Origin of the sequence: Arthrobacter sp. AG258, assembly GCF_004364695.1 — a bacterium.
Classification (GTDB): domain Bacteria; phylum Actinomycetota; class Actinomycetes; order Actinomycetales; family Micrococcaceae; genus Arthrobacter.
This window is the reverse complement of the sequence record NZ_SOBI01000003.1, coordinates 572,556-596,321: the sequence shown is the minus strand read 5'-3', so window position 1 is coordinate 596,321 and position 23,766 is coordinate 572,556. Positions and strand designations below refer to the sequence as shown.

Here is a 23,766-nt window from a genome sequence, read left to right as displayed (position 1 = left end):
CATCGGGAGGTGGGTAGCGTGGACCCATGCGTATCAAAATGTGCAGCATCCATGTCCAGGATCCCGCAGCGGCCCATGCCTTCTACACGGGGACCCTGGGCTTTGACACGCTCATGGCCATGCCTGAGTACAACCTCTACATCATCAAGGACCCCGGCGCCGACGACAGTTCCACGGGGTTGCTCCTGGAGCCCAGCGACAACCCGATCGGCGCGGACTACATGAACGCCGTGCGCGAAGCGGGCCTGCCCGCCATCGTCTTCGGCGTCCCGGACGTCCAGGCCGAATTCGAACGGCTGACGGCGGCCGGCGTCAGCTTCAAGACGCCGCCCACCACGGATCCCTTCGGCACCAGTGCCGTGTTCGACGACGGCTGCGGCAACTACATCCAGATCCACCAGGACTGAGGGCTACTCCGCCTTCGCGCGGTCCTTCTTGGCCTGCTTTTTCGCCGCCTCTTCCTTGACCCGCTGGGCCTCGGCGCGGACGGCAGCGTGCGTGGAACGCTCGGTGACCAGCCATTGTGGCGGTGCCTGCAGCAGGGCGGTGATTTCCGCCGTCGTAAGCGCTTCCTCCACGCCGCCGCGGGCAAGGCCGCTGATGGACACGTTCAGCTTCTGTGCCACCACCGGGCGGGGGTGCGGGCCGTTGCGGCGGAGCTCGGCGAGCCACTCCGGCGGGTTGGCCTGGAGCTCGGCGAATTCCTCGCGGGTGATGGTTGAATCCTGGAACTCCTGCGGCGCAGCAGGCAGGTAGATGCCAAGTTTCTTGGCAACGGTGGCCGGCTTCATGGACTGGGAGTTTGCAGAGGTCATGCTTCAAGGGTATCCGGGCGGCGGGTACTGTGAAGACGTGCCCGCCGACAATACCCCTGCCCCTGACGCCCCTGACGCCGTTGCCGGCGCAGAGCCGCGGATGCTTCGCATCTCCTACGTGGCAGGAGTGACGCCCGGTAAGTGGATCCGCCGGTGGGAGGAGCGGATGCAGGATATTCCGCTGCGCGCATCCATGGTTGACGACGGCGACCAGCTGGAGGTGCTTCGCGACGGCAGGGCGGACATGGCCTTTGTCCGGCTTCCGGTGGACCGGACCGGCCTCAATGTCATCCCGCTGTATGAGGAGCAGCCCGTGGTGGTGGCCCCCAAAGGCCACGAGATCTCCGTGTTCGAGGAAGTGGCGCTCGCCGACCTGGAAGAGGAATTGATCCTGGATGTGGCCTCATTGGGTGGACCGGAGGCGGCGCTCCAGGTGGTTGCCACCGGCGCCGGGCTGGTGATCCTCCCCATGCCGGTGGCGCGCCACCTCAACGTCAAAGACACGGTGGCGCGGCGGCTGACCGGGTTGGACGGGACGGAAATCGGGCTGGCCTGGCCTGTTGACGCCACGGACGAGGTCCTTGAAGAGTTCATCGGCATCGTCCGCGGGCGCACTGCCCACAGTTCGCGGCAGCCCTCTGCCCAGCCGGTCAAGGAAAAGAAGGATCCCAAACCGGACCGGCGGGGAACCGGGACCAAAAAAGCCCCGAAAGTGGCCCAGCGTTATGCTCCCAACCCGGACAAGGGCCGTGGCAGGGGATCGCGGAAAAAGGGCAAAAGATAATCATTTACGGGTCCGTCGCGGCCAAATAATAAGTCTACTTGCGAATATGTTGCTAAGCATGCTTATTGTAGGAGGGTAGCGACGCGGGGTGACCAGCACCTTGCCACCTGCAGGAAGGCCGCGGCCCGATGACCAGCAACCTCGATCCTGATGCCCGGAGCAGTTACCGCCTGATCGCGTTGGCGGCGCGCCTGATCCAGCGGCGCCAGGACGATGCCCTGGCGCACCTTGGCCTCACCCGTGCCGCCGTCATTGCCCTGGAAGGGTTGACGGACGGTCCGCTGAACCAGGAACAACTTGCGGAGGAAATCCGGGTCCAGAGCCAGACGCTGGGCCGGGTCCTCCTGCGGCTCGAAGCCGCCGGCCTGATAACCCGGACCCGCCAGGTCACGGACCGCCGGCAACTAAAGGTGGAACTGACGGATGCGGGCAGTGCCGCGGTCGAAGCCGCACGGGAAGCGGAGGTCAACGCCTACCCGCGCGACTCCGATATTTCGTGGAAAGCCCTCCGCGAGGAGCTGACGAAGTTCGTCCACGCGGTCCCGCCGGGCCATGACTCCGGAGTAGTTCCCTTCGCGCCGCCCGAACACCGTACGGGGCACCGCGGCCAGGCCAGCCGTGCCGGCGGCTTGCGCGGCTGGGACCAATCCCGTCCAGGCGGATAATCGGCCACGCAACTGCAGTGCCGGCGGTTCGGCAGTCGATCATTCGATGACCAGCGCATGCCCTTGGTGCTACGACGACGGCATTTCCGGTCCGGAATGCCAGCGCAGCAGGGCCGCAACGTGGTCGTTGCCCGGCAGAAGCGGTCCCGGTACCAACAGGACTCGGGCGTCGGTCAGGGCTGCGGCGCGCACCAGTGCCGCAGGGCCCGGAACTACGCCAAGAATTCCGGCAGCCAAGGCTTCGTCCGGGGCGGCGGCGACCCACGGTTCGGCATCCAACGCCAGCAGGGTCCCTCCTGACAAGGCGGCGTCATCCATGATCAGGCATTCCACCTGCGCCTGCTGGAATGCTTTGACCACCGCATCGACTCCGCGGGCGGAACCCGAATTGGGCCTGCCTCCCTGAAGCGCCAGCCTGTCAAGCACGGCGTCCTGCTCCTCTGCCCACAACGCGGCTACGCGCCGGTTCACCTCGTCATCCAGGTCGGCACTGTCCGCACCGGCCGTATGGGTATGGGAATCCACCTCCGAGACGAGAGCCCTGCTGGAGTCCGAGAGGCTTTCCTGCACCAGCCCGCGCGCCCGGACGTCACCTGCGAGAACAATCAGCCTCGCGTGGCTGCCGCTTGCCACCCGGTCAATTTCCGTCGCCACGTCGCTGGCATTGCGGCGCCAAACTTCCTCTGTGTGGTGCTGGAAACGCAGCTGCGACCAGCCGCCGCCATGAAATTTGTGGACGTGCTCGGAGCTTCCTTCCACTTCCCGCACGTTGCCTGGAAAGCTCGCCCCGGTGCGGTACAACCTGATTTCTCCGTGTTCCCGGCTTACCTCTGCAACGATGTAGTGAATTACTTCCGGCCGGTGCTTGAGGAGGGGGATCAGGTTCGGGACTGGCCCAACTTCCATATATTCAGGGAGTATGGGGCTGCCGGGGAGCACCTCGTTGATTTCAGCTTTCCCGGCACGGACCAACACGAACCTGGACGCAGGAGCGGGCACACCGGCCGCCGGTGTCAGAACCTGGCCCATTGCCTGGATGTCGGCGGATGTTGCCCCCTGTGCTTCAAGCCGGGTTTGGGCGTTGCCGGGCCTGACGTCGCCGGCTTCCAAGGTGTCCACCGTCCCGGTCCCGGCGGCGACATAGGCCGTGCACCACGGACCTTGCAGGCGGAAGAGGTGTGCGTACGCTTCCAGGCCCGAACCAGGTTGTTCTGCCATGACGGTCTCCTCCGCGCGTACTGACGCAACCCCGGGTGCGGTTCGTCAATTTACCGTAGCCGCGGAGTGGGGCACGCTGAAGGGACTTCCGACCCCCCTTGGAGCTTTACGCTTGGCAGGCGTCCTTGAGGGCTTTGACCGAGTCCGCCGGCACCTGGTCCCCGGATGCAGCCACGTCGCCGAGCGGCGTCGTGATTTCCGCCGGGACCCCGGCCTCCCGGGCCGCGGACACCAACCCTGCCAGCGCCTTCTTATCGTCCACGCTGACAAGTCCGTCCTGGACCCTGGCGCAGATCTGCTTGGTGACCTCCTGGGCAACGGCGGAGGCGGCCTGGGAAGCGGCGGCGCTGGCCGCGTTGCCGGCCGCGTCCCCTGCCGCTCCGCATCCGGTCAACAACAAACCTGCGGACAGGACGGCGGTGAGGGCTGCGTGGCGGCGGATCATGCTTCCAGCCTACCGGCGCGCGGGAACCCCCAGGATGCTGTCCAGGAGCCCATTCCGGAACTTGCCCTCCGGATCGTGCCCGGCGGCGAAGGCCCGGAAGTCTGCGAAGCGCGGATAGAGCTTCTCCCAGTCGTAAGCGTCCGCGGTAAACAGCTTCCCCCAGTGCGGCCTCGCCCCGAAGGGCCGCAGGGCTTCTTCAAGGACCGGAAGGAAAGCCTCCACCTCGGGTTGCATCGGCTTCCAGGTAAAGTGCAAGGCCACGCTCGGCTGCCGGAAGAACGGGCTGAGCCAAAACTCATCGGCGGCGCCGGTGCGGATCTCCGAGACGAAGAGCAGGGGTGCGAGCTCGTCCGCGAGGGCCCGGACCGCCTGGAGGGCCGCGGGGGCCTGCCCGATGGGCAGGATGAACTCGCTTTGCAGCTCGTCCCCGTTGCTCGGCGTGAATTCATGGCGGAAATGCGGCAGACGGTCCAGCCAGGGCCCGGGCTGGTCCAGCTGGAGGGTGCAGTTCTCGGCAGACATGTCCGGCAGTGGATGGCGCGGGCGCTGGGCCGGTGTGGCGCCGTACAGGTTGGCCAGCGGCTCTTCCCCGGCAAGGGCTTTGAGCCAGACCTGGTTGACGGTGTCACCGGCATAGTCCGTAAAGAGGCTGACGCTGTACGCACTGGACACGATGGCGGTGAAGTCCTCCAGCGCGGCATCCCACGGAAGGTCTTCCAGGACGCGCTGGCGCATGCTGAAGCTTGGCCGTACCGCCAGTTCCAGCCCGGTGACGATGCCGAGGGCACCCATGCCCACCACGCTGGCCAGGAAATCGTCCCCGTCCTTCCGGGACAGCGTGACCTGCTCGCCCGAGGCCCGAACCATGTCGATCGATTCCACGGCGCCGGCCAGTGCGGGGTTGTTGACGCCGGAACCGTGGGTGCCAGTCTGCACCGCGCCGGCTACCGAGATGTGCGGCAGTGATGCCATGTTGTGGATGGCAAGGCCGGCCTCTTCCAGCTTCCGGCACAGGGCACCGTAGCTCACCCCGCCGCTGACCCGGACCGTTGAACGGTCCGCACCCACCTCCACCTGCTGGGGGAGTGCATCGAGGAGGACGTGCATGCCGTCCGTGTCGCCGACGCTGTTGAATGAGTGCCGTGACCCCAAGGCCTTCACCCGCGTCGATCCGGCGACGATAGCAGCCAGTTCGCTGACCGATTCCGGCCGCCGGACATCAGCGGAGGAGTATTGGAGGTTTCCTGCCCAGTTCTTCATTGAGTGGCTTTCGCTTGGTGTTGGGGTCATCCCACTGTCAGCGCTAACAAAGTGGGATGTCAAGGCACTTCCGCTGTGCGGGCGGCGGCCCGCCAGTGTCCGGGCCGTCCGATACCCGCCGGGAGGCTCGTGGCCGCGCTGCCCCGCGCCGCGGCAACCTGCGCCTGGGTGAGGAACAGCGCTCCCGCCAGGTCGGCGTCGTCCAGCCTTGCATCCCGCAGGTCGGCGCCTGCCAGGTCGGCACTTGGAGCCAGGCGGACAACGCGCGGATCGGGGTCGAAGTAACCTGCGCGGACCTCCTCGCTGACCTCCCGCAGAACCGCGCCAACACTCTCATGGAGGGACCCGACGTCGGCTGCAAGGACCGTTTCGAGGCTTCCACCGGCGATTCCCTGTACGAGGCTGTGTACCTGGCCCACCTCCCGTGCCGTTTCCGGGCTGTAAGCAAGCGACTCGGCCCGGTCCAGTTGCCAGAGCATTTCGTGGAGCTGCCGCAGGACCTTGAAGGCGGCAAACATGTCCTTGGCCGACCGGGGGTCCTCCCGCCAGCTGGTCCCTCCGAAGAGCCGCTGGCTGACGGCCTGGCCGGCACCGAAGCAGTCAAAGGCCGTGCAGCCTGCGAACCCGCGGGCGCGCAGGCTGCGGTGGATGGTGCAGGAGAAGTCGCCTGCCAGGTTGGGGCACGGGGTGGCTGGCGGCTTGTCGATGGCAAAGTCCGCGGAGCGGGTGAATCCGAAGGCGGTGCAACACAGTGCAAAGCACTGGGTGCAGTCAGGTGTGAGGCGTGGGGTGGTGGGTTCCATGGGGGCTCCCTGGGGTGGTTCCGATAAGGGTGCGGAAAGGAGGGGAACCCGGGTTCGGGTTCCCCTCCGGGGCGCACGGAATCACCGTTCCTGTATGGAAGGATAAGAACTGCCGGCAGCGGGAGGTCACTGGGAATGCATGGAATTCACTGGGACCAGAATAGCCATTGCGGGCGTGCTCTGTCAGGAGGTCCCTGTATCTCCCGCCTGCGTGGTGCGCGGCGGCGGGACGCGGCGGCTGCCGGTGGTTTCGAAGGCCGCGGCCAGCCGGAGCAGGTCCGTGTCGCTGTACGCTTTGCCGGCGATGGTCAGGCCCACGGGCATGGCAAGGTCAGCCGCAACTCCCATGGGGACCGTGACCGTGGGGATGCCCAGGTGCCGGGGGACCAGGTTTCCGTTGGCCACCCACACGCCGTTGCGCCACGCGATGTCTGCGGAAGCTTCGTTGCTGTCGGCATCGGCGGGTGCAACGTCGGCAGCTGCCGGGAACACCACGGCATCCAGTCCCAGCCGGTCCATCCATTCCTCCAGGTCGACGCGCCGGGTTTCCTCCAGCCCCGCCAGTCCTTCGGGCAGGTGCGGAATATCGGCCAGGGCTGGAACGCCGTACTCCCGGATCCAGGCGGGATAGTCGCTGATGTCGTCATCGAACCCGTCGTAGCGGTCCGGCAGCGAACCTTCAGGGGCTGGGAAGATGGCGGAGCCGTCCACGTCAGACAGGCGGTTCAGCCGCGGATCACCGTTTGCATCAAGGAAGTCATTCCACGCCCAGGCTGACAGGTCCACGATCTCCCGCCGCAGATACTCCGGGGACACGAATCCCCGCGTGGCGATGGTGGGCGCGCCCGGCCGGTCCCCTTCGTAGTTGGACACCACGGGGAAGTCCACCTCGATGACCTCCGCGCCTGCGGCCTCGAGGTCCTGCCGGGCTGCGTTCCAGAGGTCCAGCACCGAGTCCCGGGTATTGATCCGCTGCCCCGTGGGACCACCGATGCCCGGATGGTCCGACGTCCCGGCGTCGGGATCGGCATTGATGTACATCCGGGGGATACCCAGCCGCTTGCCCGCGAGGACGCCGGCTGCTGCGGAAGCGTCCGGCACGGCCAGCTCAACGTACGACGGCGGGCGGACACTTGATGCCTTGGGTACCGGCACCCACGGCTGGACGCGCCAGAAATCCCCGCGTGCCTCGGCGTCGTCCGCCACCACGACGTCCAGGACTTCGAGCAGGTCGGCCATGGTCCGGGCGTGCGGAACCACCACGTCCATGGTGGGCACCAGGGGCCAGTTTCCGCGGACGGAAATGACCCCGCGCGAGGGGGTATAGGCACACAGGGCGTTGTTGGAGGCCGGGGCGCGACCGGAGGACCAGGTCTCTTCCGCGAGGCCGAACGCCGCGAAACTGGCGGCGGTGGCGGTCCCGGAGCCGTTGGATGAACCTGACGCGAAGGCGGCCGTGAGGTAGTCCGCGTTGTAGGGGCTTTCTGCCCGGCCGTACACGCCGCGCTGCATCCCGCCGTTGGCCATGGGAGGCATGTTGGTAAGCCCGATCAGGACTGCGCCGCCGGCCCGGAGCCGTTCAATGGTGAAGGCGTCGCGCTGCGCCACCAGGTCCTTGAACGCCGGGGAACCGGCGGCCACGGTGAGGCCGCGGACCTGGTAACTGTCCTTGGCCGTGTAGGGGATGCCGTCCAACGGGCCCAGCGTGAAGCCGGCCGACCGGCGCCGATCGGACGCCTGCGCCTCGGCCACCGCCGCCGGGTTCATGACCACCATGGCATTTAGACATATGCCCGATGAATCATATTTTCGGATCCGCTCCAGGTACAGCTCCACCAGCTCCTCGCTGGTGACCTCGCCGGACTCGAGCGCCGCACGCAGCCGGCTGATGCCGGCCTCGACGACGTTGAACGGGCGGGCTGCGGGTGCGGACTTTTGCTCCTCGACCAGTTTCACGCGGCCTCCTCCCTCGGGGCAGGCTGCTGCTGGGTGATGCAGTGGATGCCGCCGCCGAAGGCGAAGATGTCGCGGGCGTCCACCAGTTCCACCGTTCGGCCCGGGTACGCGCGCTCGAGGATGCCTGCGGCGATGGCGTCGTTGGGATCATCGAAGCTGCACAGCACCACCACGTCGTTGGCCACGTAGTGGTTGATGTAGGACCAGTCCACCCAGCCTTCGTCGTCCTTGAGGGTTGTGGGCGCGGGAACGTCGATAATGCGCAGCGGCCGGCCCTGGGCGTCCATTTGGCCGGACAGGACCGCCTTCAGTTGGAGGTAGACGGCGTGATCCGGGTGTGCGGGGTCGTCTTGGCGGTGAAGCAGGATGGTGCCGGGTCCAGCGAAGGTTGCCACGATGTCCACATGGCCGCGGGTGCCGAATTCGTCGTAATCGCGCGTGAGTCCGCGCGGCAGCCAGATGGCCTTGCTGGTCCCCAGGGCCGCGGAAACCTCCGCTTCCACGGAGTCCTTGGTGGCGCCGGGGTTGCGGCCGGGATCAAGCTGGACGGTCTCGGTCAGCAACACTGTCCCCTCACCGTCCACGTGGAATCCGCCGCCCTCGTTCACCAGTGGACTTGTCCGGACGGGGACGCCGGTTGTGGCGGCGACGGCCTTTGCCACTGCTTCGTCGTTGCCCCAGGCTGCCCATTCCTGGGCGCCCCAACCGTTGAAGATCCAGTCCACGGCGGCCACTGATCCGTCCGGTTGGTGTACGAAGGTGGGTCCGCTGTCCCGAAGCTAGGCGTCATCGAGGGGGACCTCCACGACGTCGATGCCCGTGCCGAGCCATTCCCGTGCGGCCGTGGCGTCCCGGGGATCGGCCACCACGGTGACCGGCTCGTACCTGGCGATGGTCTGTGCCACCCTGGTCCACGCGGCGCGGGCGCGGTCAAGGGTGGGGCTTCCTGTTGGACCGAAGGTTTCGTTGGGTGGCGGAAATGCCATCCAGGTGCGCTGGTGGGCCTCCCACTCGGCGGGCATCCCGGTGGTGGCGGAGGGCGAAACGTGGTTGGGGGCGGCGGTGGCCCCAACGGCGGTCGAATAAATGAATGACATTCATTTATTATGGAGAGGCGGATGTGTCGTGCGCAAGGGTTACGCCGATTCAGTCCATACCTGACCGGTCAACTGCCGCCAGGATGGCCCGTGCCAGTTCCGCCGGCTTGGTGAATTGCGGCCAGTGGCCGGTGGGCAGGTCGACATAGTCGACGTCGTGGACCCGCGCCAGCTCGGCGACGAACGGACTGGCGGCCGCGATCCACTCCCTGAGCAGGGCCGCGGGAAACTCGCACGCAATCACAGTGGCGGGCACGGCGTAGCGGCGCTCGTCATGCAGGTGCTGCCTGCCGTAGGCCACGCCCCGCGGTTCGGGAACGGCACGTGCGCGGAAGGCCCGGCGGAGCCCGTCGTCCAGGTCCAGCAGGTCGGCGTCATCGAAGCTTTCCCAAGGCGGAAGGGGAATGTCGTCACCCTCGGCGGGCAGTTCATCATTGATCACACCCCCTTCGCCCAGTGGGCCGCTGTCCACGTAGATGGCGCGCTCCACCTTGTCCGGCCGTGCGTCAACGGCCCCGTGGATGATGGCGCCACCTCCCGAATGCCCCACCAGGACCACCTTGCCGCCGATGGCATCGACGGCCTGGACCACGGCGTCTATGTGGTCCTGCAGCCCTATTCCGGCCCGACTGGAGTCCACCGATTCCAGTCCGGGCAGGGTCAGGGGGTGGGGGCGGTGGCCCGCTGCCTCCAGGGCAGGTGTCACCTCCGCCCAGGATGAAGCGTCCAACCAGAATCCGGGTACCAGGATGATGTCCATGACCGCACCCTACCCCCCACCCCCTGCGCCGGAGCAAGGGGCCGCTACCGCTTCCGGTTCCGGCCCTTCCCGGCGTTCCGGCTGCCGCGTTCGAAGGCCTCGCGTTCTGCGGAGCGCTGCGACTTTCCCGCGGAGACCACCTTCTGCTGCCACTCCCGGTGGTAGGCGCGCTGGGCGGCAACGTCGGAGCGGCGGGCCAGGGCTGCGAGTTCACGCTGCATCTTCAGGTACGAATTCCAGCGCCGTTCCTCCAGGACGCCCCCGTCAATCGCTTCCCGGACTGCGCAACCGGGCTCAGTTCCGTGCGCGCAGTCCGCAAACCGGCAGCTTGCGGCCAGTTCCTCCACGTCGCCGAACATCCCGCCCAGGCCTTCGCCGGCGTCGAACAGCCCGAAACCCCGCACGCCGGGTGTGTCCATCAGCACCGTGCCGTTGGACAGCGGCACCAGTTCGCGGGCGGTGGTGGTGTGCTTGCCCTTGAAATCGCCGGACCTCACCGCACCGGTCTCTTGGACTTCCTGCCCCGCCAAGGCGTTGATCAAGGTGGACTTGCCGGCTCCGGACGGACCCAGGAGCACAATGGTGCCTCCGGCCGGAATGCGGCCCATCAATTCGTCGATGCCGTCGCCGTTCTCGGCAGAGGTGGTCACCACGTCCACGCCCGCCGCCTGAAGGACCACCTTCCCGACGACGTCGTCCGCCACCTGCGCAAGGTCAGCCTTGGTGATGATCACCAGGGGAGTGGCGCCCGAGTCCCATACCGCCACCAGGGTCCGTTCCAGCCGGTTGTGGGTGAGCGGCCGGTCCACGGGCACCACCACGCCAACGGTGTCCATGTTGGCGGCAAGGACCTGCTCGGCGGACGAGTCCTCGAAGGCACGTTTGCGGCTGAGCTCGGACCGGCGGGGCAGGATGGCCAGGATCTGGCGCCCGCCGGCGCGGTTGGGGCCGATCCAGACCCAGTCACCGGTGACGGGCTGGTCGCCGGTGAGCGGGTAGGGCAGGTGGAGCAGCCCGTCGGCGACGGCGACCAGCAGCAGCGTTCGGTCCACGCGCACCACCCGCCCGGTGCCGGTGGCCTCGGGGTTGGGATGCGCGGCGAAATGGCGGGCGACGGCGGGCGTGTAGCCGTAGGCGAAAGGGCCCTCGGCCGTTGAAGGGTTGTTGATGCCAGGGTTGTCCAGGGCGTTGCCTGAAGGAATATGCACGTTGGTGTCCTCGGAAAGGTTCCCGGAGCAGGCGCGAGGTACCGGTCAGGAATCTCAGGAACGGCGCGTGCAACGGGAAAGGATGGTTGATGGTGTTGATGCGGGGCGCTCACGGCGCGCGGCAGTTGCAGTCATCAAAGCCACCTCCTCTCCCTCGTGCGGGTCCCGTCACCCTGCCGGGAACGGCAGGATGGGGCCGGGACCCACTTTAGTGGCCGCCGGCGTCGGGCACCAGAGCCTGGACCACAAGGGTGCGGACTCCCGTGGATCCACCCCCCTCCGGCCGCTAGGCGCTGGTGGCGTCCTGGACCTCGCCCACCAGCTCCTCGATGATGTCTTCGAGGAAGAGCATCCCGGTGGTCCTGCCGCCGGCGTCGAACACCCGGGCCACGTGGGCCCCCGTCCGGCGCATGGCGGCCAGCGCATCCTCAAGGTCGGCGCCGGCAAAGGCCGAGGCGAGGCGCCGGATCCGCTTGGCCGGCACCGGCTGGTGGAACTTCGCGGCCGTGGTCAGGTCCATGACGTCCTTCAGGTGGAGGTAGCCGCCAGGTTCCCCGGCCGGGTTGGTCAGGATGTACCGGGAGTAGCCGTGCCTGGCTACGGCCAGCTGGATATCAGCAGGCGTGGCCGACTCCGGCAGCAGCACCATCTCCGCCAGGGGGACCTGGACATCTGCCACGGTCTTGGCCGTGAATTCGAACGCGTTGCTCAGGGTGCCGCTGGTGTCAGCCAGCATCCCGTCCCTGGTGGACTGCTCCACGATGGTGGCGACCTCGTCCAGCGTGTAAGCGCTGGTGGCCTCATCCTTGGGTTCCACCCGGAAGAGCCGGAGGACGGCATTGGCAATCCCGTTCAGCGACCAGATCACCGGTTTGAATACCCGGGCCACCAGGACCAACGGGGGAGCGAGCAACAGGGCCGCCCGGGTGGGAACCGAGAAGGAGATGTTCTTGGGCACCATTTCCCCCACCACCACATGCAGGAACGTCACCAGCAGCAGCGCCACAACGAACGCGATGATGCTGATCGCCTCATAGGACAGGGATGTCAGGCCCAGCGGGATTTCCAGGAGGTGGTGGATGGCGGGCTCGGAGACGTTCAGGATGACCAGCGAGCAGACAGTGATGCCCAACTGACTGGTGGCCAGCATGAGGGTGGCGTGCTCCATGGCCCAGAGGGTGGTTTTGGCCGCCTTGCTCCCCGCCTCCGCCTTGGGCTCAATCTGGGACCGGCGTGCGGAAATGACGGCAAACTCGGCACCGACGAAGAAGCCGTTCACCAGCAGGAGCACGGCCAGCCAGATGATGCCGGGAAGGTAGTCACTCATGGGCCAGCTCCTGGGTCAGGTTGTCGATCATCCGGTCATGCGGGCTCTGCGGCGGTTCGGCGGCCCCGGCGGGAGTGAAGCGGAGCCGCTCCACATGCATCCCCGCCACGCGCTCCACACGGAGGGCGCCGCCGTCGACCGCCACTTCGTCGCCCAGCTCCGGCAGCCGGTCCAGCTGGTCCGTGACGTACCCGCCAACTGTGTCGTACTCCTCCCCGTCCGGAACCTCGATGCCGGTGCGGTCCAGCAGTTCATCGGGGCGCAGCGCCGCGTCGAACGTGACGGACCGGCCAACCCGGACCACACCCGCCCGTGCGCGGTCGTGTTCATCCTCGAGTTCACCCACTATCTCCTCCACCAGGTCCTCGAGCGTGACGATTCCGGCGGTACCGCCGTACTCGTCGGAGACGATGGCCACCTGGAGCCCCTGCCGGCGGAGGAGGCCCAGGAGGGTGTCCACGCCCATCGACTCCGGAACCCTGAGCGGTTCAACCATCAGCCCCGCCGCGGTGGTCCCGGCGCGCTGGTCCAGGGGCAGCGCGAACGCCTGCTTGACGTGCAGGAGGCCCAGCACCTCGTCCCGGTCGCGGCCGATCACGGGAAAGCGGGAGTAGCCGGTCGCCGTGGCAAGGGCCACAATGTCCTCGGCGGTGTCACCGGACGCGACAGCCGCCATGCGCACGCGCGGAGTCATCACGTCCGCTGCGCTGTACTCCGAAAAACGCAGGGTGCGGCGCAACAGGGTGGCGTGGTCAAGGTCCAAGACCCCTTCGACGGCGGAGCGGCGCACCAGGGAGCTCAGCTCCTCCGCGCTGCGCGCACCGGAGAGCTCCTCCTTCGGTTCGATCCCGAACCCCCGGATGATCCGGTTGGCTGTGTTGTTGAAGAGCAGGATCACCGGCTTGAACACAGCCGTGAACAGGGCCTGGAACGGGACCACCACCTTGGCGGTAGCCAGCGGCAGTGCCAGGGCGAAGTTCTTCGGGACGAGCTCGCCCACCACCATCGAAAAGACCGTGGCCAGGAAGATCCCGGCAACGGAGCCAACGGCGGGAACCACCGCATCGGGAACGCCCAGCGAGGTGAGCGGCGCGCTGAGCAGCCGGCTGATGGCCGGTTCAAAGGTGTAGCCGGTGAGGAGGGTGGTCAGCGTGATACCCAGCTGCGCACCGGAAAGGTGTGTTGAGGTGATCCGCAGCGCTTTGATGGTGGGGCCCAGCCGCTTCTCGCCGCGGGCCTGTCGGGACTCGAGGTCATGCCGGTCAAGGTTCACCAGGGCGAACTCGGAGGCGACGAAGAAGCCGGTACCGACGGTCAGGACCAGGCCGATGCCCAGCATGATCCATTCATACATTGGGGCGCCCCTCTCCTGTGGTGGCCGGTGGTCCGGTCAGGCGGCAGAGGGGCCAGGGCATGTGTGAAGGAGGGTCGTCCATAACCGGTTCAACTCCGCTCCCGCCGGCGAAGTTCCCAGCGGGGTTCCAGATCCCGTCCAGAGCGGGGTTCCGCGCTTAATCATGGTGCGGGGTTCTTCTGCCAGGCGCGGCGGGGTGTGATACTTGCTGCGGCAGCATTCGGGCTTTTGGGGGGACTTCCTGCATATGGTTCTGGACACCGCAACCCTGCGCATCGCGTTTGGCCTGATGGCCCTGGCGCTGGTGGTCCTCTTCTACTTTTCCGCATACCGGGTGACGCGCTCGCCGTACAGCGGCTGGTGGTGCGTTGCCCTGGTGTTCTTCCTGGCGGGGTCGGGCTGCTTCCTGCTGAACGGCACCCCCCACCAGGTTTGGGCCAATCCGCTGGGTAACGCGGTTCTGGTGTACGGTGCGGTGGCGGTCTGGGCCGGGGCACGTTCCCTGCGGACGGCGCCGCCGCCGAAGTGGGCCTTCACGGGCATCCCGCTGGTCACGCTGGTTGCCTCCGTGCTGGACCACCCGGCCACCAACACATGGTCCGGTGGCGCCGTGTTCCTCGCCGCCATGAGCGCCACCATCGGGCTGGCATCCCATGAGCTGTGGCGCCTGGAACCCGGCTACTCGAGGGTCCGCATTCCCATGGCCGTGGCTGCGGGAGGGCTGTCCGTTTTCTACTTGTTCCGGTGGGTGGCCTTCCTCCTGGACGGCCAGGACGGTCCAGTGTTCGTCACGGTCTTCGGGTCCGCCGTGACCACCATGGTGACCATGGTGATGCTGGTGGTGGTCTCCTTCAGCATGGCAGCACTGAGCAGCGAACAGCAGACGCGCGCCCTCCGCGTGGTGGCCACCCGCGATGACCTCACCGGGCTCCTGAACCGCAAGGCGTTCCTGGACCTTGCCGCCGAGCAGCTCGCAGACCGCGCCATCACCCGCGGATCCGGGGCGTTGATCCTTGCCGACCTGGACCATTTCAAGACGGTCAACGACACCTACGGGCACGCTGCCGGGGACTTTGCCCTGAAGGCCTTCGCTGACGCCTGCGTAGCCACCGTGCGTTCCACGGACTTGACTGGGAGGTATGGCGGGGAGGAGTTCGTCATCCTGGTTCCCGGGGCCAGCGCCGAGCGGGCGGAGGCAATCGCGGAGGAGATCAGCAGGCGGCTGGCCGACGCTGCCGCGCCGGGCGGATTGGAGCTGCCCACGGCCAGTTACGGGATTTCCGTCTACGACGCCGGCACCTCCAGCGTGGACCGCCTCATCGCTTCGGCCGATGCCGCCCTCTACCGGGCCAAATCGCTGGGCAGGAACCGCGCCGCCCGCAGCGACGAGATGCTGTAGGGCGGCGCGGCTCCGGACTGCCGGTCAGTGCGGCCGCAGGGCGTCCGCCTGGCCGGCAAGGAGCGTCAGCGCCACGGCTTCGGGCCGGTCCACGGTGCTCTGGATGGCCACGGAGGTGCCCTTGCGGGCCGAATCGAGGATGGATTCCATGACTTCCAGGACGTGGTAGGCCAGGGCACCTCCCGCGCGCGGTTCCTTGCCCTGCGGGGTGGAAGCCAGGTCAGCGATGCCGAACCCGCGTCCGGAGTCGATGTAGCCTGCGGAGGCGGGAAGTGTTTCCCAGTCCTCGGCGCCCAGGGAGAACAGCTGGACGTCGCCGTCAAAGTGGTTGGGATCGGGCACCACCAGCGATCCGCGTTCGCCATGGACTTCAATGTTGGGGCTCTTGGTTTTTACCGCGTCGAAGCTCATGAACAGGGTGGAAAGTGCACCCGAGGCGTGGACCAGGACGCCCGTGACGTGGGAGTCGATGTTAACGGCTACCTGCTCGCCCTGCCGCGGTCCGGACCCGATGGTTCGCTGGTTCCGGGTATGGCTGGCGGCACCCACCACGGACACCACCGGTCCCAGCAGCGTCACCAAGGCCGTGACGTAGTAGGGCCCCATGTCCAGGAGGGGCCCGCCGCCGGGCTGGTAGTAGAAGTCCGGGTTTGGGTGCCAGCGTTCGTGCCCCGGAGTTGCCATGGTGGCGGTGGCCGAGATGGGTGCGCCGATCAGGCCGTCGTCGATCGCTTTGCGGGCGGTTTGGATCCCGGTGCCCAGCACGGTGTCAGGGGCGCAGCCGACGGCGACACCGGCCTCGCGTGCCGCATCCAGCACCTGGCGTGCTTCCTCGGTTGTGGCTGCCAGCGGCTTTTCGCCGTAGACGCTCTTGCCGGCGGCGATCGCCTTTAGCGCAACGTCAGCATGCGCGGCGGGGATGGTCAGGTTCAGGACCAGGTCGATGTCGTCAGCGGCGAGCAGTTCGTTCACGGAGACGGCGCGGACTCCGTCGTAGTCATCCGCCACGGCCTGGGCACGCGCGGGATCCAGGTCCGCGACGGCCACCAGCTGGATCTGGTCCAGGCGCCGGAAGTTGGCGAGGTACTGGGCGATGATGGCTCCGCAGCCAATGATCCCTACGTTCAACGGCTTGCCCACAGCAGGCCCCTTTCGATGATGGTGCGTACGTTCCGGTCCTGCAGGATTTCCACCCGGTGCCCGGGCGTGCAGACGAAGATCCTGCCCTTGCCCCACTGGCGGGTCCAGATGGCGGGGGAGGTGACTTCGCGGTGCCAGGGGTCCCACTCGCGGACTTTTTGGGTGGTGGTGGCGAGGACGTCGATGTAGTCGTCCGAGAGGACCCAGTACTGCTCGGTCTCCAGGTCGAAGTCCTGGATGCCCCGGGTGATGGGGTGTTCGGCCGCCGCGGGCAGCATATTGACGGTATAGGGCACATAGTTGTCCGACTGCTCGCCGATGCACTCATCCGGGTGTTTGCCGGGGTGGCAGGCGAACTGGCCGCCGATCAGGTGCAGGTAGTCGGAGGTGTTCCGGTACGAATCGGCGATTCCACCGTGCCAGCCGGCCAGGCCGGTGCCGTTCTCCACGGCGGCCCGCAGTCCGGCGAACTCGTCCTTTTCGATGGTGGACATGGTCATGCACTGCATGATCAGGTCCACCCCGGCCATGTACGCGGCGTCGGCGTAGACCTTGGGGGATTCCTCCACCCGGACGTCATAGCCGCTGTCTTTGAGATAGGGAATGAAGAGCTCGGTGGCCTCGTAGGGCTGGTGGCCGTCCCAGCCGCCCCGGACCACAAGTGCATGCTTGCGTTCTGTCATTGGATTTCCTTTGTTTGGCTACCGGCCTCGCGGGCCGGAAGGAGCAGGGATCAGCGGCTCGCGAAGGCGGCGTCGAAAGCGGCTGCGGGCGGGGCGATGCGTGCCAGTTCCCGGACCATGGCAAGGGCCTGCGGGGCGCCGATGAGGCGGTCCATTCCAGCATCCTCCCATTCGATGCTGGTGGGACCCTCGTAGCCAATGGCGTTCAGTGTCCGGAAGATGCGGTTCCACTGCACGTCACCGTGTCCTGCCGTGACGAAGTCCCAGCCCCGGCGGGGGTCCGCCCAGGCGAGGTGTGAACCCAGCCGGCCGTTGCGCCCATCCAGCTGCCGGACGGACTCCTTCACATGCACATGGAAGATCCTGTCCGCGAAGTCCTGGAGGAACATCACGGGATCCAGGTCCTGCCAGATGAAGTGGGAGGGATCGAAGTTCAGCCCAAAATTTTCCCTGTGGCCAATAGCTTCAAGGGTCCGCTTCGTGGTCCAGTAATCGTAGGCGATCTCGGACGGGTGGACCTCCAGGGCAAACCGGACTCCCACGTCGTCGAAGACATCCAGGATGGGGTTCCACCGGTCCGCGAAGTCCTGGTAGCCGGCGTCGACCATTGCCTGCGTGGCGGGCGGGAACATGGCGACGGCCTTCCAGATGGAGGAACCGGTGAACCCCGTCACGGTCTTGACGCCAAGCCGTGCGGCCGCCCGGGCGGTGTCCTTCATGGCTTCCGCTGCCCGGCGGCGTACCCCTTCAGGCTCCCCGTTGCCCCAGACCTCCGCCGAGAGGATGCCTTGGTGGCGCTCATCGATGGGGTCGTCGCAGACGGCCTGGCCGGTCAGGTGGTTGGCGATGGCGAACACCTGGAGGTTGTTTTTCTCAAGGATATCCAGCCGGCCCTGGACGTAGTTGTCATCGTCGGCTGCCCGGCGGGGGTCCAGGTGGTCGCCCCAGCAGGCGATTTCCAGCCCGTCAAAACCCCACTCGCCGGCAAGCCGGGCCACTTCCTCGAAGGGCAGGTCGGCCCATTGGCCGGTGAACAGCGTGATTGGTCGTGTCATTGGGTGTTCCTTGGGTTCTTGGAGCTGTGGATCGCTCAGACTTTTTGCCATTGGCTCGAATTCGCGGCGCTGGACTCCACGGCAGCAAGGACCCGCTGTACCTGCAGGGCATCCGCGAAGGACGGTTCAGGCTGCCGGCCTTCGCCGATGGCGGTGACGAGGTCCACCACCTGGTGGGTGAAGCCGTGTTCGTACCCGAGGCCGTGCCCGGTGGGCCACCAGTTTCCGACGTACGGGTGCTCGGGCTCGGTGACGAAGATCCGGCGGAATCCTGCGTCGGGCGATTCGGCCGCGTCGTAGAAGGAGAGGACGTTCATCTCCTCGAAGTCAAAGGCGAGGGAACCTTTGGTGCCGTTGATCTCCAGCCGCATGGCGTTCTTCCGGCCCAGGGCGTACCGCGTAGCTTCAAACACGCCGATCGCGCCCGCGGAGGCGCCGCCGTCGAACCTTGCGCTGAAGATGGCCGCATCATCGACGGTGACCCTCCCGCGCGGGGCCTCGCTGCTGACGTCGCCGTGGCCGCCCAGGCCCACCAGGTCGCCTGCCAGCGGACGTTCGGGGACGAAGGTTTCCAGCAGTGCCGAGACCCCGCTGATGTTTTGCCCCGTGACCCACTGGGCGGCGTCGATGCTGTGCGCACCGATGTCGCCCAGGGACCCGGATCCGGACTTGGCCTTGTCCAGCCGCCAGGTCATGGGGGCGTTGGCGTCGGAGAGCCAGTCCTGCAGGTATTGGGCCCGGACGTGCCGGAGGTCGCCGATCCGTCCCTGCTCCACGAAGCGCTTGGCCAGTGCCAGGGCCGGGGTGCGTCGGTAGCTGAAGCCGCACATGGAGAGGACGCCGTGCTTCGCGGCAGTCTCCGCGGCCAGTGTCATCCGTTCGGCTTCTTCCACGGAGTTGGCCAGCGGCTTTTCGCACAGCACGTGCTTGCCGGCTTCGAGGGCCGCGATGGCGATCTCCGCGTGGGTACTGCCGGGCGTGCAGATGTCGATGAGGTCGATGTCGTCGCGTTCGATCAGGCGCCGCCAGTCGGTCTCCACCGAGTCCCAGCCCAGCTTGTCTGCGGCCGCCTGGACGCCGTCGGCATTCCGCCCGGCCACTGCGGTGAGCTGTGGCTGCAGCGGCAGGTCGAAGAACCGTGGCGCGGTGCGCCAGGCGTGGGAGTGGGCGGCACCCATGAAGGCGTAGCCCACCATGCCCACCCGGAGGGGTTTGGCGATGCTCATGGCATCGGTCCTTTCTACTTGCTGAAGCCGGCGGTCAGGCCGCTGAGCAGCTGCCGGCGGGCGATGACGTACACCACGAGGAGTGGAAGGGTGGCCAGCACGACGGAGGCAAGAATGGCGGGGATGTTCACGCTGAACTCGCCTTGGAAGGTCCACAGCGACAGGGGCAGCACCCTGGTGGCGGGACTCTGCGTCAGGATCAGTGGGAAGAGGAAGCCATTCCAGACGTGGAGGGCGTTGTAGATGCCCACGGTGATGACGGCGGGCTTGGTCATGGGAAGCGCAAGCCGCCACATCATGGCCCAGTCCGAGCAACCATCCAGACGCATCGACTCAAACAGCTCATTGGGGACGTCCCGCATGAAGTTGGAGAGGATGAGGACGCTGACCGGGATGGCAAAGGCCACGGACGGCAGGATCAGCGCCAGCAACGTGTCGTACATGTGGGCCTTGGTGATCATCCAGTAGATGGGGATGATCGTGGCGTGCAGCGGGATGGCCAGGCCCAGGAGGAAAAGGTTGTTCGTCAGGCTCAGGAATTTTCCCCGTCCGCGGACGATGGCGTACGCGGCCATGAAGGAGACCAGCAGCGCCGGCAGCACCGTGCCCAGCGTGACGATCAGGCTGTTGGCGAAGTACCTGGCGAAGTTGTTGTCCAGCACCAGCTTGTAGTTATCCAGCGTAGGTTCCGTTGCCGGCAGCATCGGGTTGGACGTGAAGAACCCCGCCTGGTTCTTGAAGCTGGTAATCACCACGTAATAGATGGGCACGATGATGACGGCGAGCCAAAGCCAGCCGCCCAAGCCGCCCAGGAGGTTCGGCCGCATCCGGCCTGGCCCCTTGGACCTGACAGCCGGTTTTTCCGCGATGGTTCCGGTGGCCGGCGAAGGGGGAATCGGGAGTTGTGTCGTGGACGCCATCAGGCACCTTCCAATTGGCTCGCGTTGCGGTTCTTTCCGCCCAGGCGCTGGAGCAGGAGCGCCAGTCCCAGGCCGATGACGATCAGCATGACGCCGAGGGCGCTCGCCGCGCCCATGTCATTGGCCTTGAAGCCCGTGAGGTACATATGCAGCGGAAGGAGCCGGGTGCTGTAGCCCGGTCCGCCGCCGGTCAGCACGAAGATCAGGTCGAAGTAGGCCAGGCTGCCCACCACCATCAGGGTGGAGGAGGTGATGATGGTGTACTTCAGCTGCGGCAGGGTGATGTCCCAGAACTGGCGCAACCGGCCTGCGCCGTCGATTTCAGCTGCCTCATAGAGCGAGGCCGGGATCTGGCGCACGCCGCCTTGGTAGATCAGTGTGTGGAACGGGACAAACTGCCAGGCAATAACGAAGACGACCACGAAGAGGACCAGATCCGAGTTGCCCAGCCAGTCTTGGGCGAGGATGGGCAGGTTGAATCCGGGGCCCAGGCCGAAGTTGGGATCGAGCAGGGCTTTGAAGGCGATGGCAACGGCCGCGGACGACAGCAGCAATGGCAGGAAGTAGAGGACGGCAAGGGCCGCCCGGTACTTTTGGCCGCCGGCGGTGAAGACCCCCAGCAGCAGGCTGACGGGGGCCTGGACGATGAACGAGAAGAACATGACTTTGGCAGTCACGACCAGCGCGTTGCCCGTTACCGGATCGGTCAGTACCGTCGTCCAGCTGGCCAGGCCCTGCAGCTTGATCTCGCCCAGTCCGTTCCAGCTTGTGAAGCTGAGGAAGACAACGCCGATCAGCGGGATGACGGCAAAGGCGAGGAAGAAGACCAGCGCCGGGACCGCGAGCCACCCCGAGGGGCCCGAGTCACGGACCCCCCGGTTGGTAGAACCAAGAACCGCCATGGCCGCTTACTTTCCTATCGTGGCGTTCATGGTGCTGATGAACTGGTCCGGGCTGATCTTCTGCAGGAAGATCTGGTCCAGGTTCGACAGCATGGCGTCTCCCTGGGCCGGGCTGAGCGCCTGGTCCCAGGAGAGCGTGAAGCTGGGGGCGTTCTTGGCCAGGCCATAGACGAAGGTCAGGAAATCCTTGTCCGGCGAGGCGGCCAGCTTGTCTTCAATTCCCTTGACCACCGGCACAGCGCCGGAACTGATGAGGGCGTCGGTATTCGCGTCGGTGAACATGCCGTCCTTGACATAGTCCAAGGCGGCCTTCTTCTGGGCGTCAGTCGCCTTGGCTGAAATGGACCAGAAGTTGGAGGGATTTCCGACGACGTTCGCCGGGTCTCCCTTGCCGCCGGAGACGGTGGGGAAGGTGGTGTAGCCAAGCTTCCCGCTCTTGACGAAGTCCGCGGCGTCCTTCTTCATGCCCTGGTAGATCCAGCCGCCCTGCAGGATCATGGCTGCCTTGCCCGTGTACATCAGGGCCTGGTCCGCGTTGCTGTCGGCAGCCACCGAAGAGAAGCCGTTGATGAACCCGCCGGCACCGGCCAGCTCCTGGATCTTCGTGAGCGCTTCCTTCACGGCAGGATCAGACCAAGCACCAGGCTTGTTGGCGGCGATATTGGCGAAGACTTCAGGGCCGCCGATGCGCTCCACGAGGTACTCGAGCCACATAAGGTCCGGCCACTTCGATTGGCCGCCCAGGGAGAAGGGAGCGATGCCGGCCTGCTTGAACTTCGGCACCAGGGCCATCAAGTCGTCCCAGGTCTTGGGCGGCTGGGCACCGACCTTGTCGAAGACGTCTTTGTTGAAGTAGAGGACGACCGGCTGGACGTTGTTGTTCGGCAACGCGTAGGTCTTGCCGTTTACTTCACCGTTCTTGAGCACCGATGGAAGGTAGCGGTCCTTGACCTGCGGGTTGTCCTTGACGAACGTGGACAGGTCATCCACCTGGCCGGCATCGACGTACGATTTCAGCACGCCGCCGCCCCAGCCGTAGACGAACGTGGGTCCTTCACCGGCGCCGATGGCCGTCCGGACCTTTGTCTTGTACGCGTCGTTGGCGAAGAAATCGAGTTTGATCGACTTGTCCGGATTTGCCTGGTTCCAATCGTCCACCGATTTCTGCAGGACAGGCTGGTTGCCGCCGGTCAGGCCCCACATGCTGGCCGAGTCGCTGCTGACGCTGGAACCTGCCGGTCCTGAAGAACCGCAGGCGGCGAGGCTGACTGCCAGTCCTGCCGCAGTGATTGCCACGGCTGCCGAACGCAACTTTCGAAATGTCATGTCGTTTCCGTTCATCCTCCGGGCTCAACGCTGGGTCCCGGTAACGTATGAAGCAGGCATTGCCTCGGCTCCGAGGCGGATCACCCACATCGATTCGGTTGATGGTCGCACCGACGATAGCTCGAAATATTTCGAAAACTTGCGGTCGGTTGTCAAAATGTATCGGTGAGCCGCATCACAGTCAAGGGCCACGCGCAGCCTCTTTTTGCATCCTTAGAGGGACTTCATTGACCTCTCGGGTTATTGGGTGCAAGATTGCCGTAGTCGAAATGTTTCGAAGGATGGGATGGTCCCTTGGTAAGGACTGAGCGCACGCAAAAGGCGACTCTGGCGGCAGTTGCCTTGCAGGCAGGGGTTTCGACTCCCACGGTTTCGAAGGTGGTCAACGGCCGTGAGGACGTGGCACCGGATACCCGGGCCCGGATCCTCCGGGCACTTGAACAAGCCGGATACCAGTCGCCGGTGCAGCGGCGTACCGCCACCAGGACAGGCACGGTGATCGAAGTGGTGGTGGATGTCCTCACATCCGCCTATACCTCCGAAGTCCTGGCGGGAGTACTGAACTTCGCCGCAGCCGAGGACGTCGAGGTCATGCTGAGCGTTACCGGCCCCACGGCACCCTCCGCCCAAAGCGCTGAACGCCGGGCCCAGCGCATGGTCGACGATGGCAGGGCGGGAATGATCGTGGTGACCTCGGCCTTCAGCGAGGCGCAGCTGCATGCCTTCCGGCGGCGCCACATTCCCGTCGTCGTCATCGATCCGCTCAATCCGCCGCCGGCGGACGTGGTCAGCATCGGTGCCACGAACTGGGCCGGGGGGAAGGCCGCCACCGAGCACCTCCTGGACCTGGGCCACCGGCGCATTGCCTACATCGGCGGAATCGAGCGGGCGGAGTGCAACCAGGCCCGGTTGCACGGCTACATGGCGGCCTTGACGGCCCACGGCGTGCCCGTGGATCCCCAATACATCGTCACCGGCGGCAGGTTCCGCCGGGATAGCGGAGTTGCCGGCCTGAAGGCACTGCTCCGCCTCGAAAACCGCCCCACGGCCATCTTCGCCGGAAGCGACAGCATCGCCCTGGGGGTTCTGGCCGAAGCTGCACACCACGGCCTCCGGGTCCCCGGGGACATCAGCCTCATCGGGTTCGACGGCACCATCCAGGGTGAAGAGTCCGTGCCGGCGTTGACGTCCGTGGCCCAACCGCTGGAGGAGATGGGCCGGGCTGCCCTGCGGTCGCTGCTGCGGCAAGCACGCGGTGAGGTCCTGGATTCGCACCGCGTGGAACTGGCCACGCAGGTGATCGTCCGGGAATCCACTGCACCTCCCGCGGACTGACGGCAAGCCCGGGGCCTGGCCCGGTCCAGGATTTAAACGACGGGCGGCCGCCCACCCGGCCGAAAAGACCGGGGTGGCAGCCGCCGTG

Annotated in this window: 22 protein-coding genes and 1 pseudogene; 5 read left to right on the top strand and 18 right to left on the bottom strand. The window is 66.4% G+C overall.

Annotated elements, in window-relative coordinates; translation table 11 throughout:
- The first annotated feature begins 26 nt into the window (after nt 1–26).
- Nucleotides 27–407 carry a VOC family protein gene (locus DFO47_RS09175; RefSeq protein WP_018763390.1) on the top strand — a complete coding sequence of 127 codons (381 nt, stop codon included), beginning with the start codon at nt 27–29 and terminating at the stop codon, nt 405–407.
- 3 nt (nt 408–410) lie between these two features.
- On the opposite strand, the gene DFO47_RS09170 is transcribed toward DFO47_RS09175, so the two are convergent.
- A complete protein-coding gene (locus DFO47_RS09170) occupies nt 411–815 on the bottom strand; it encodes a DUF5997 family protein (RefSeq protein WP_026265045.1) in 405 nt (134 codons plus the stop codon).
- Between DFO47_RS09170 and DFO47_RS09165 the strand changes: the two genes are divergently transcribed.
- Together DFO47_RS09165 and DFO47_RS09160 are read left to right on the top strand one after the other, a co-directional pair.
- Entirely contained in the window at nt 778–1,599 is an 822-nt protein-coding gene (locus DFO47_RS09165; protein WP_208294390.1) for a LysR substrate-binding domain-containing protein, read from the top strand. The genes DFO47_RS09170 and DFO47_RS09165 overlap by 38 nt on opposite strands.
- 128 nt (nt 1,600–1,727) lie before the next feature.
- Nucleotides 1,728–2,264 (top strand): MarR family transcriptional regulator, encoded by a 537-nt coding sequence (locus DFO47_RS09160; RefSeq protein WP_133831424.1) that lies wholly within the window; start codon nt 1,728–1,730, stop codon nt 2,262–2,264.
- 69 nt (nt 2,265–2,333) lie between these two features.
- On the opposite strand, the gene DFO47_RS09155 is transcribed toward DFO47_RS09160, so the two are convergent.
- The 10 genes and pseudogenes from DFO47_RS09155 to DFO47_RS09110 all read right to left on the bottom strand — a co-directional run bounded on the left by DFO47_RS09155 (nt 2,334) and on the right by DFO47_RS09110 (nt 13,692).
- On the bottom strand, nt 2,334–3,482 hold the full coding sequence (locus DFO47_RS09155; RefSeq protein ID WP_133831423.1) for a Vms1/Ankzf1 family peptidyl-tRNA hydrolase: 1,149 nt from the start codon (nt 3,480–3,482) through the stop codon (nt 2,334–2,336).
- Nucleotides 3,483–3,588: 106 nt separating this feature from the next.
- Complete coding sequence (locus DFO47_RS09150; RefSeq protein ID WP_133831422.1) at nt 3,589–3,927, bottom strand: hypothetical protein; 339 nt, start codon at nt 3,925–3,927, stop codon at nt 3,589–3,591.
- A gap of 9 nt (nt 3,928–3,936) precedes the next feature.
- Complete coding sequence (locus DFO47_RS09145) at nt 3,937–5,187, bottom strand: D-arabinono-1,4-lactone oxidase (RefSeq protein WP_133831421.1); 1,251 nt, start codon at nt 5,185–5,187, stop codon at nt 3,937–3,939.
- A gap of 59 nt (nt 5,188–5,246) precedes the next feature.
- Nucleotides 5,247–5,990 carry a pentapeptide repeat-containing protein gene (locus tag DFO47_RS09140; RefSeq protein ID WP_133831420.1) on the bottom strand — a complete coding sequence of 248 codons (744 nt, stop codon included), beginning with the start codon at nt 5,988–5,990 and terminating at the stop codon, nt 5,247–5,249.
- A 183-nt stretch (nt 5,991–6,173) separates the two neighbouring features.
- Complete coding sequence (locus tag DFO47_RS09135) at nt 6,174–7,946, bottom strand: amidase (RefSeq protein ID WP_133831419.1); 1,773 nt, start codon at nt 7,944–7,946, stop codon at nt 6,174–6,176.
- A pseudogene (locus tag DFO47_RS09130) lies at nt 7,943–9,043 on the bottom strand (agmatine deiminase family protein). Before DFO47_RS09130 ends, DFO47_RS09135 begins: the two are co-directional and overlap by 4 nt.
- Nucleotides 9,044–9,092: 49 nt before the next feature.
- Entirely contained in the window at nt 9,093–9,803 is a 711-nt protein-coding gene (locus tag DFO47_RS09125) for an alpha/beta hydrolase (RefSeq protein ID WP_133831418.1), read from the bottom strand.
- Between the two features lie 44 nt (nt 9,804–9,847).
- Nucleotides 9,848–11,011 (bottom strand): ribosome small subunit-dependent GTPase A, encoded by a 1,164-nt coding sequence (gene rsgA / locus DFO47_RS09120; protein ID WP_133831417.1) that lies wholly within the window; start codon nt 11,009–11,011, stop codon nt 9,848–9,850.
- Nucleotides 11,012–11,297: 286 nt separating this feature from the next.
- A complete protein-coding gene (locus DFO47_RS09115) occupies nt 11,298–12,338 on the bottom strand; it encodes a hemolysin family protein (protein ID WP_109044214.1) in 1,041 nt (346 codons plus the stop codon).
- Nucleotides 12,331–13,692 (bottom strand): hemolysin family protein, encoded by a 1,362-nt coding sequence (locus tag DFO47_RS09110; protein WP_133831416.1) that lies wholly within the window; start codon nt 13,690–13,692, stop codon nt 12,331–12,333. The genes DFO47_RS09115 and DFO47_RS09110 overlap by 8 nt, the downstream gene beginning before the upstream one ends.
- Nucleotides 13,693–13,939: 247 nt before the next feature.
- Between DFO47_RS09110 and DFO47_RS09105 the strand changes: the two genes are divergently transcribed.
- Nucleotides 13,940–15,091 (top strand): GGDEF domain-containing protein, encoded by a 1,152-nt coding sequence (locus DFO47_RS09105; RefSeq protein ID WP_133831415.1) that lies wholly within the window; start codon nt 13,940–13,942, stop codon nt 15,089–15,091.
- Between the two features lie 24 nt (nt 15,092–15,115).
- Here DFO47_RS09105 and DFO47_RS09100 read toward each other — a convergent pair whose 3' ends face one another.
- Genes DFO47_RS09100 through DFO47_RS09070 form a run of 7 tightly spaced genes read right to left on the bottom strand, consistent with a single transcriptional unit; the run spans nt 15,116 to nt 22,343 of the window.
- Complete coding sequence (locus tag DFO47_RS09100) at nt 15,116–16,231, bottom strand: Gfo/Idh/MocA family oxidoreductase (protein ID WP_133831414.1); 1,116 nt, start codon at nt 16,229–16,231, stop codon at nt 15,116–15,118.
- A complete protein-coding gene (locus tag DFO47_RS09095) occupies nt 16,216–16,914 on the bottom strand; it encodes a ThuA domain-containing protein (protein ID WP_133831413.1) in 699 nt (232 codons plus the stop codon). The genes DFO47_RS09100 and DFO47_RS09095 overlap by 16 nt, the downstream gene beginning before the upstream one ends.
- A gap of 50 nt (nt 16,915–16,964) precedes the next feature.
- Nucleotides 16,965–17,969 (bottom strand): sugar phosphate isomerase/epimerase family protein, encoded by a 1,005-nt coding sequence (locus DFO47_RS09090; protein WP_133831412.1) that lies wholly within the window; start codon nt 17,967–17,969, stop codon nt 16,965–16,967.
- Nucleotides 17,970–18,004: 35 nt separating this feature from the next.
- Nucleotides 18,005–19,195 carry a Gfo/Idh/MocA family oxidoreductase gene (locus DFO47_RS09085; RefSeq protein ID WP_133831411.1) on the bottom strand — a complete coding sequence of 397 codons (1,191 nt, stop codon included), beginning with the start codon at nt 19,193–19,195 and terminating at the stop codon, nt 18,005–18,007.
- A 14-nt stretch (nt 19,196–19,209) separates the two neighbouring features.
- A complete protein-coding gene (locus DFO47_RS09080; RefSeq protein WP_133831410.1) occupies nt 19,210–20,115 on the bottom strand; it encodes a carbohydrate ABC transporter permease in 906 nt (301 codons plus the stop codon).
- On the bottom strand, nt 20,115–21,017 hold the full coding sequence (locus DFO47_RS09075; protein WP_133831409.1) for a sugar ABC transporter permease: 903 nt from the start codon (nt 21,015–21,017) through the stop codon (nt 20,115–20,117). The genes DFO47_RS09080 and DFO47_RS09075 overlap by 1 nt, the downstream gene beginning before the upstream one ends.
- A gap of 6 nt (nt 21,018–21,023) precedes the next feature.
- On the bottom strand, nt 21,024–22,343 hold the full coding sequence (locus DFO47_RS09070) for an extracellular solute-binding protein (protein ID WP_133831408.1): 1,320 nt from the start codon (nt 22,341–22,343) through the stop codon (nt 21,024–21,026).
- A gap of 294 nt (nt 22,344–22,637) precedes the next feature.
- On the opposite strand from DFO47_RS09070, the gene DFO47_RS09065 reads away from it, so the two are divergent.
- On the top strand, nt 22,638–23,678 hold the full coding sequence (locus tag DFO47_RS09065) for a substrate-binding domain-containing protein (RefSeq protein WP_026265037.1): 1,041 nt from the start codon (nt 22,638–22,640) through the stop codon (nt 23,676–23,678).
- Nucleotides 23,679–23,766: the final 88 nt, after the last annotated feature.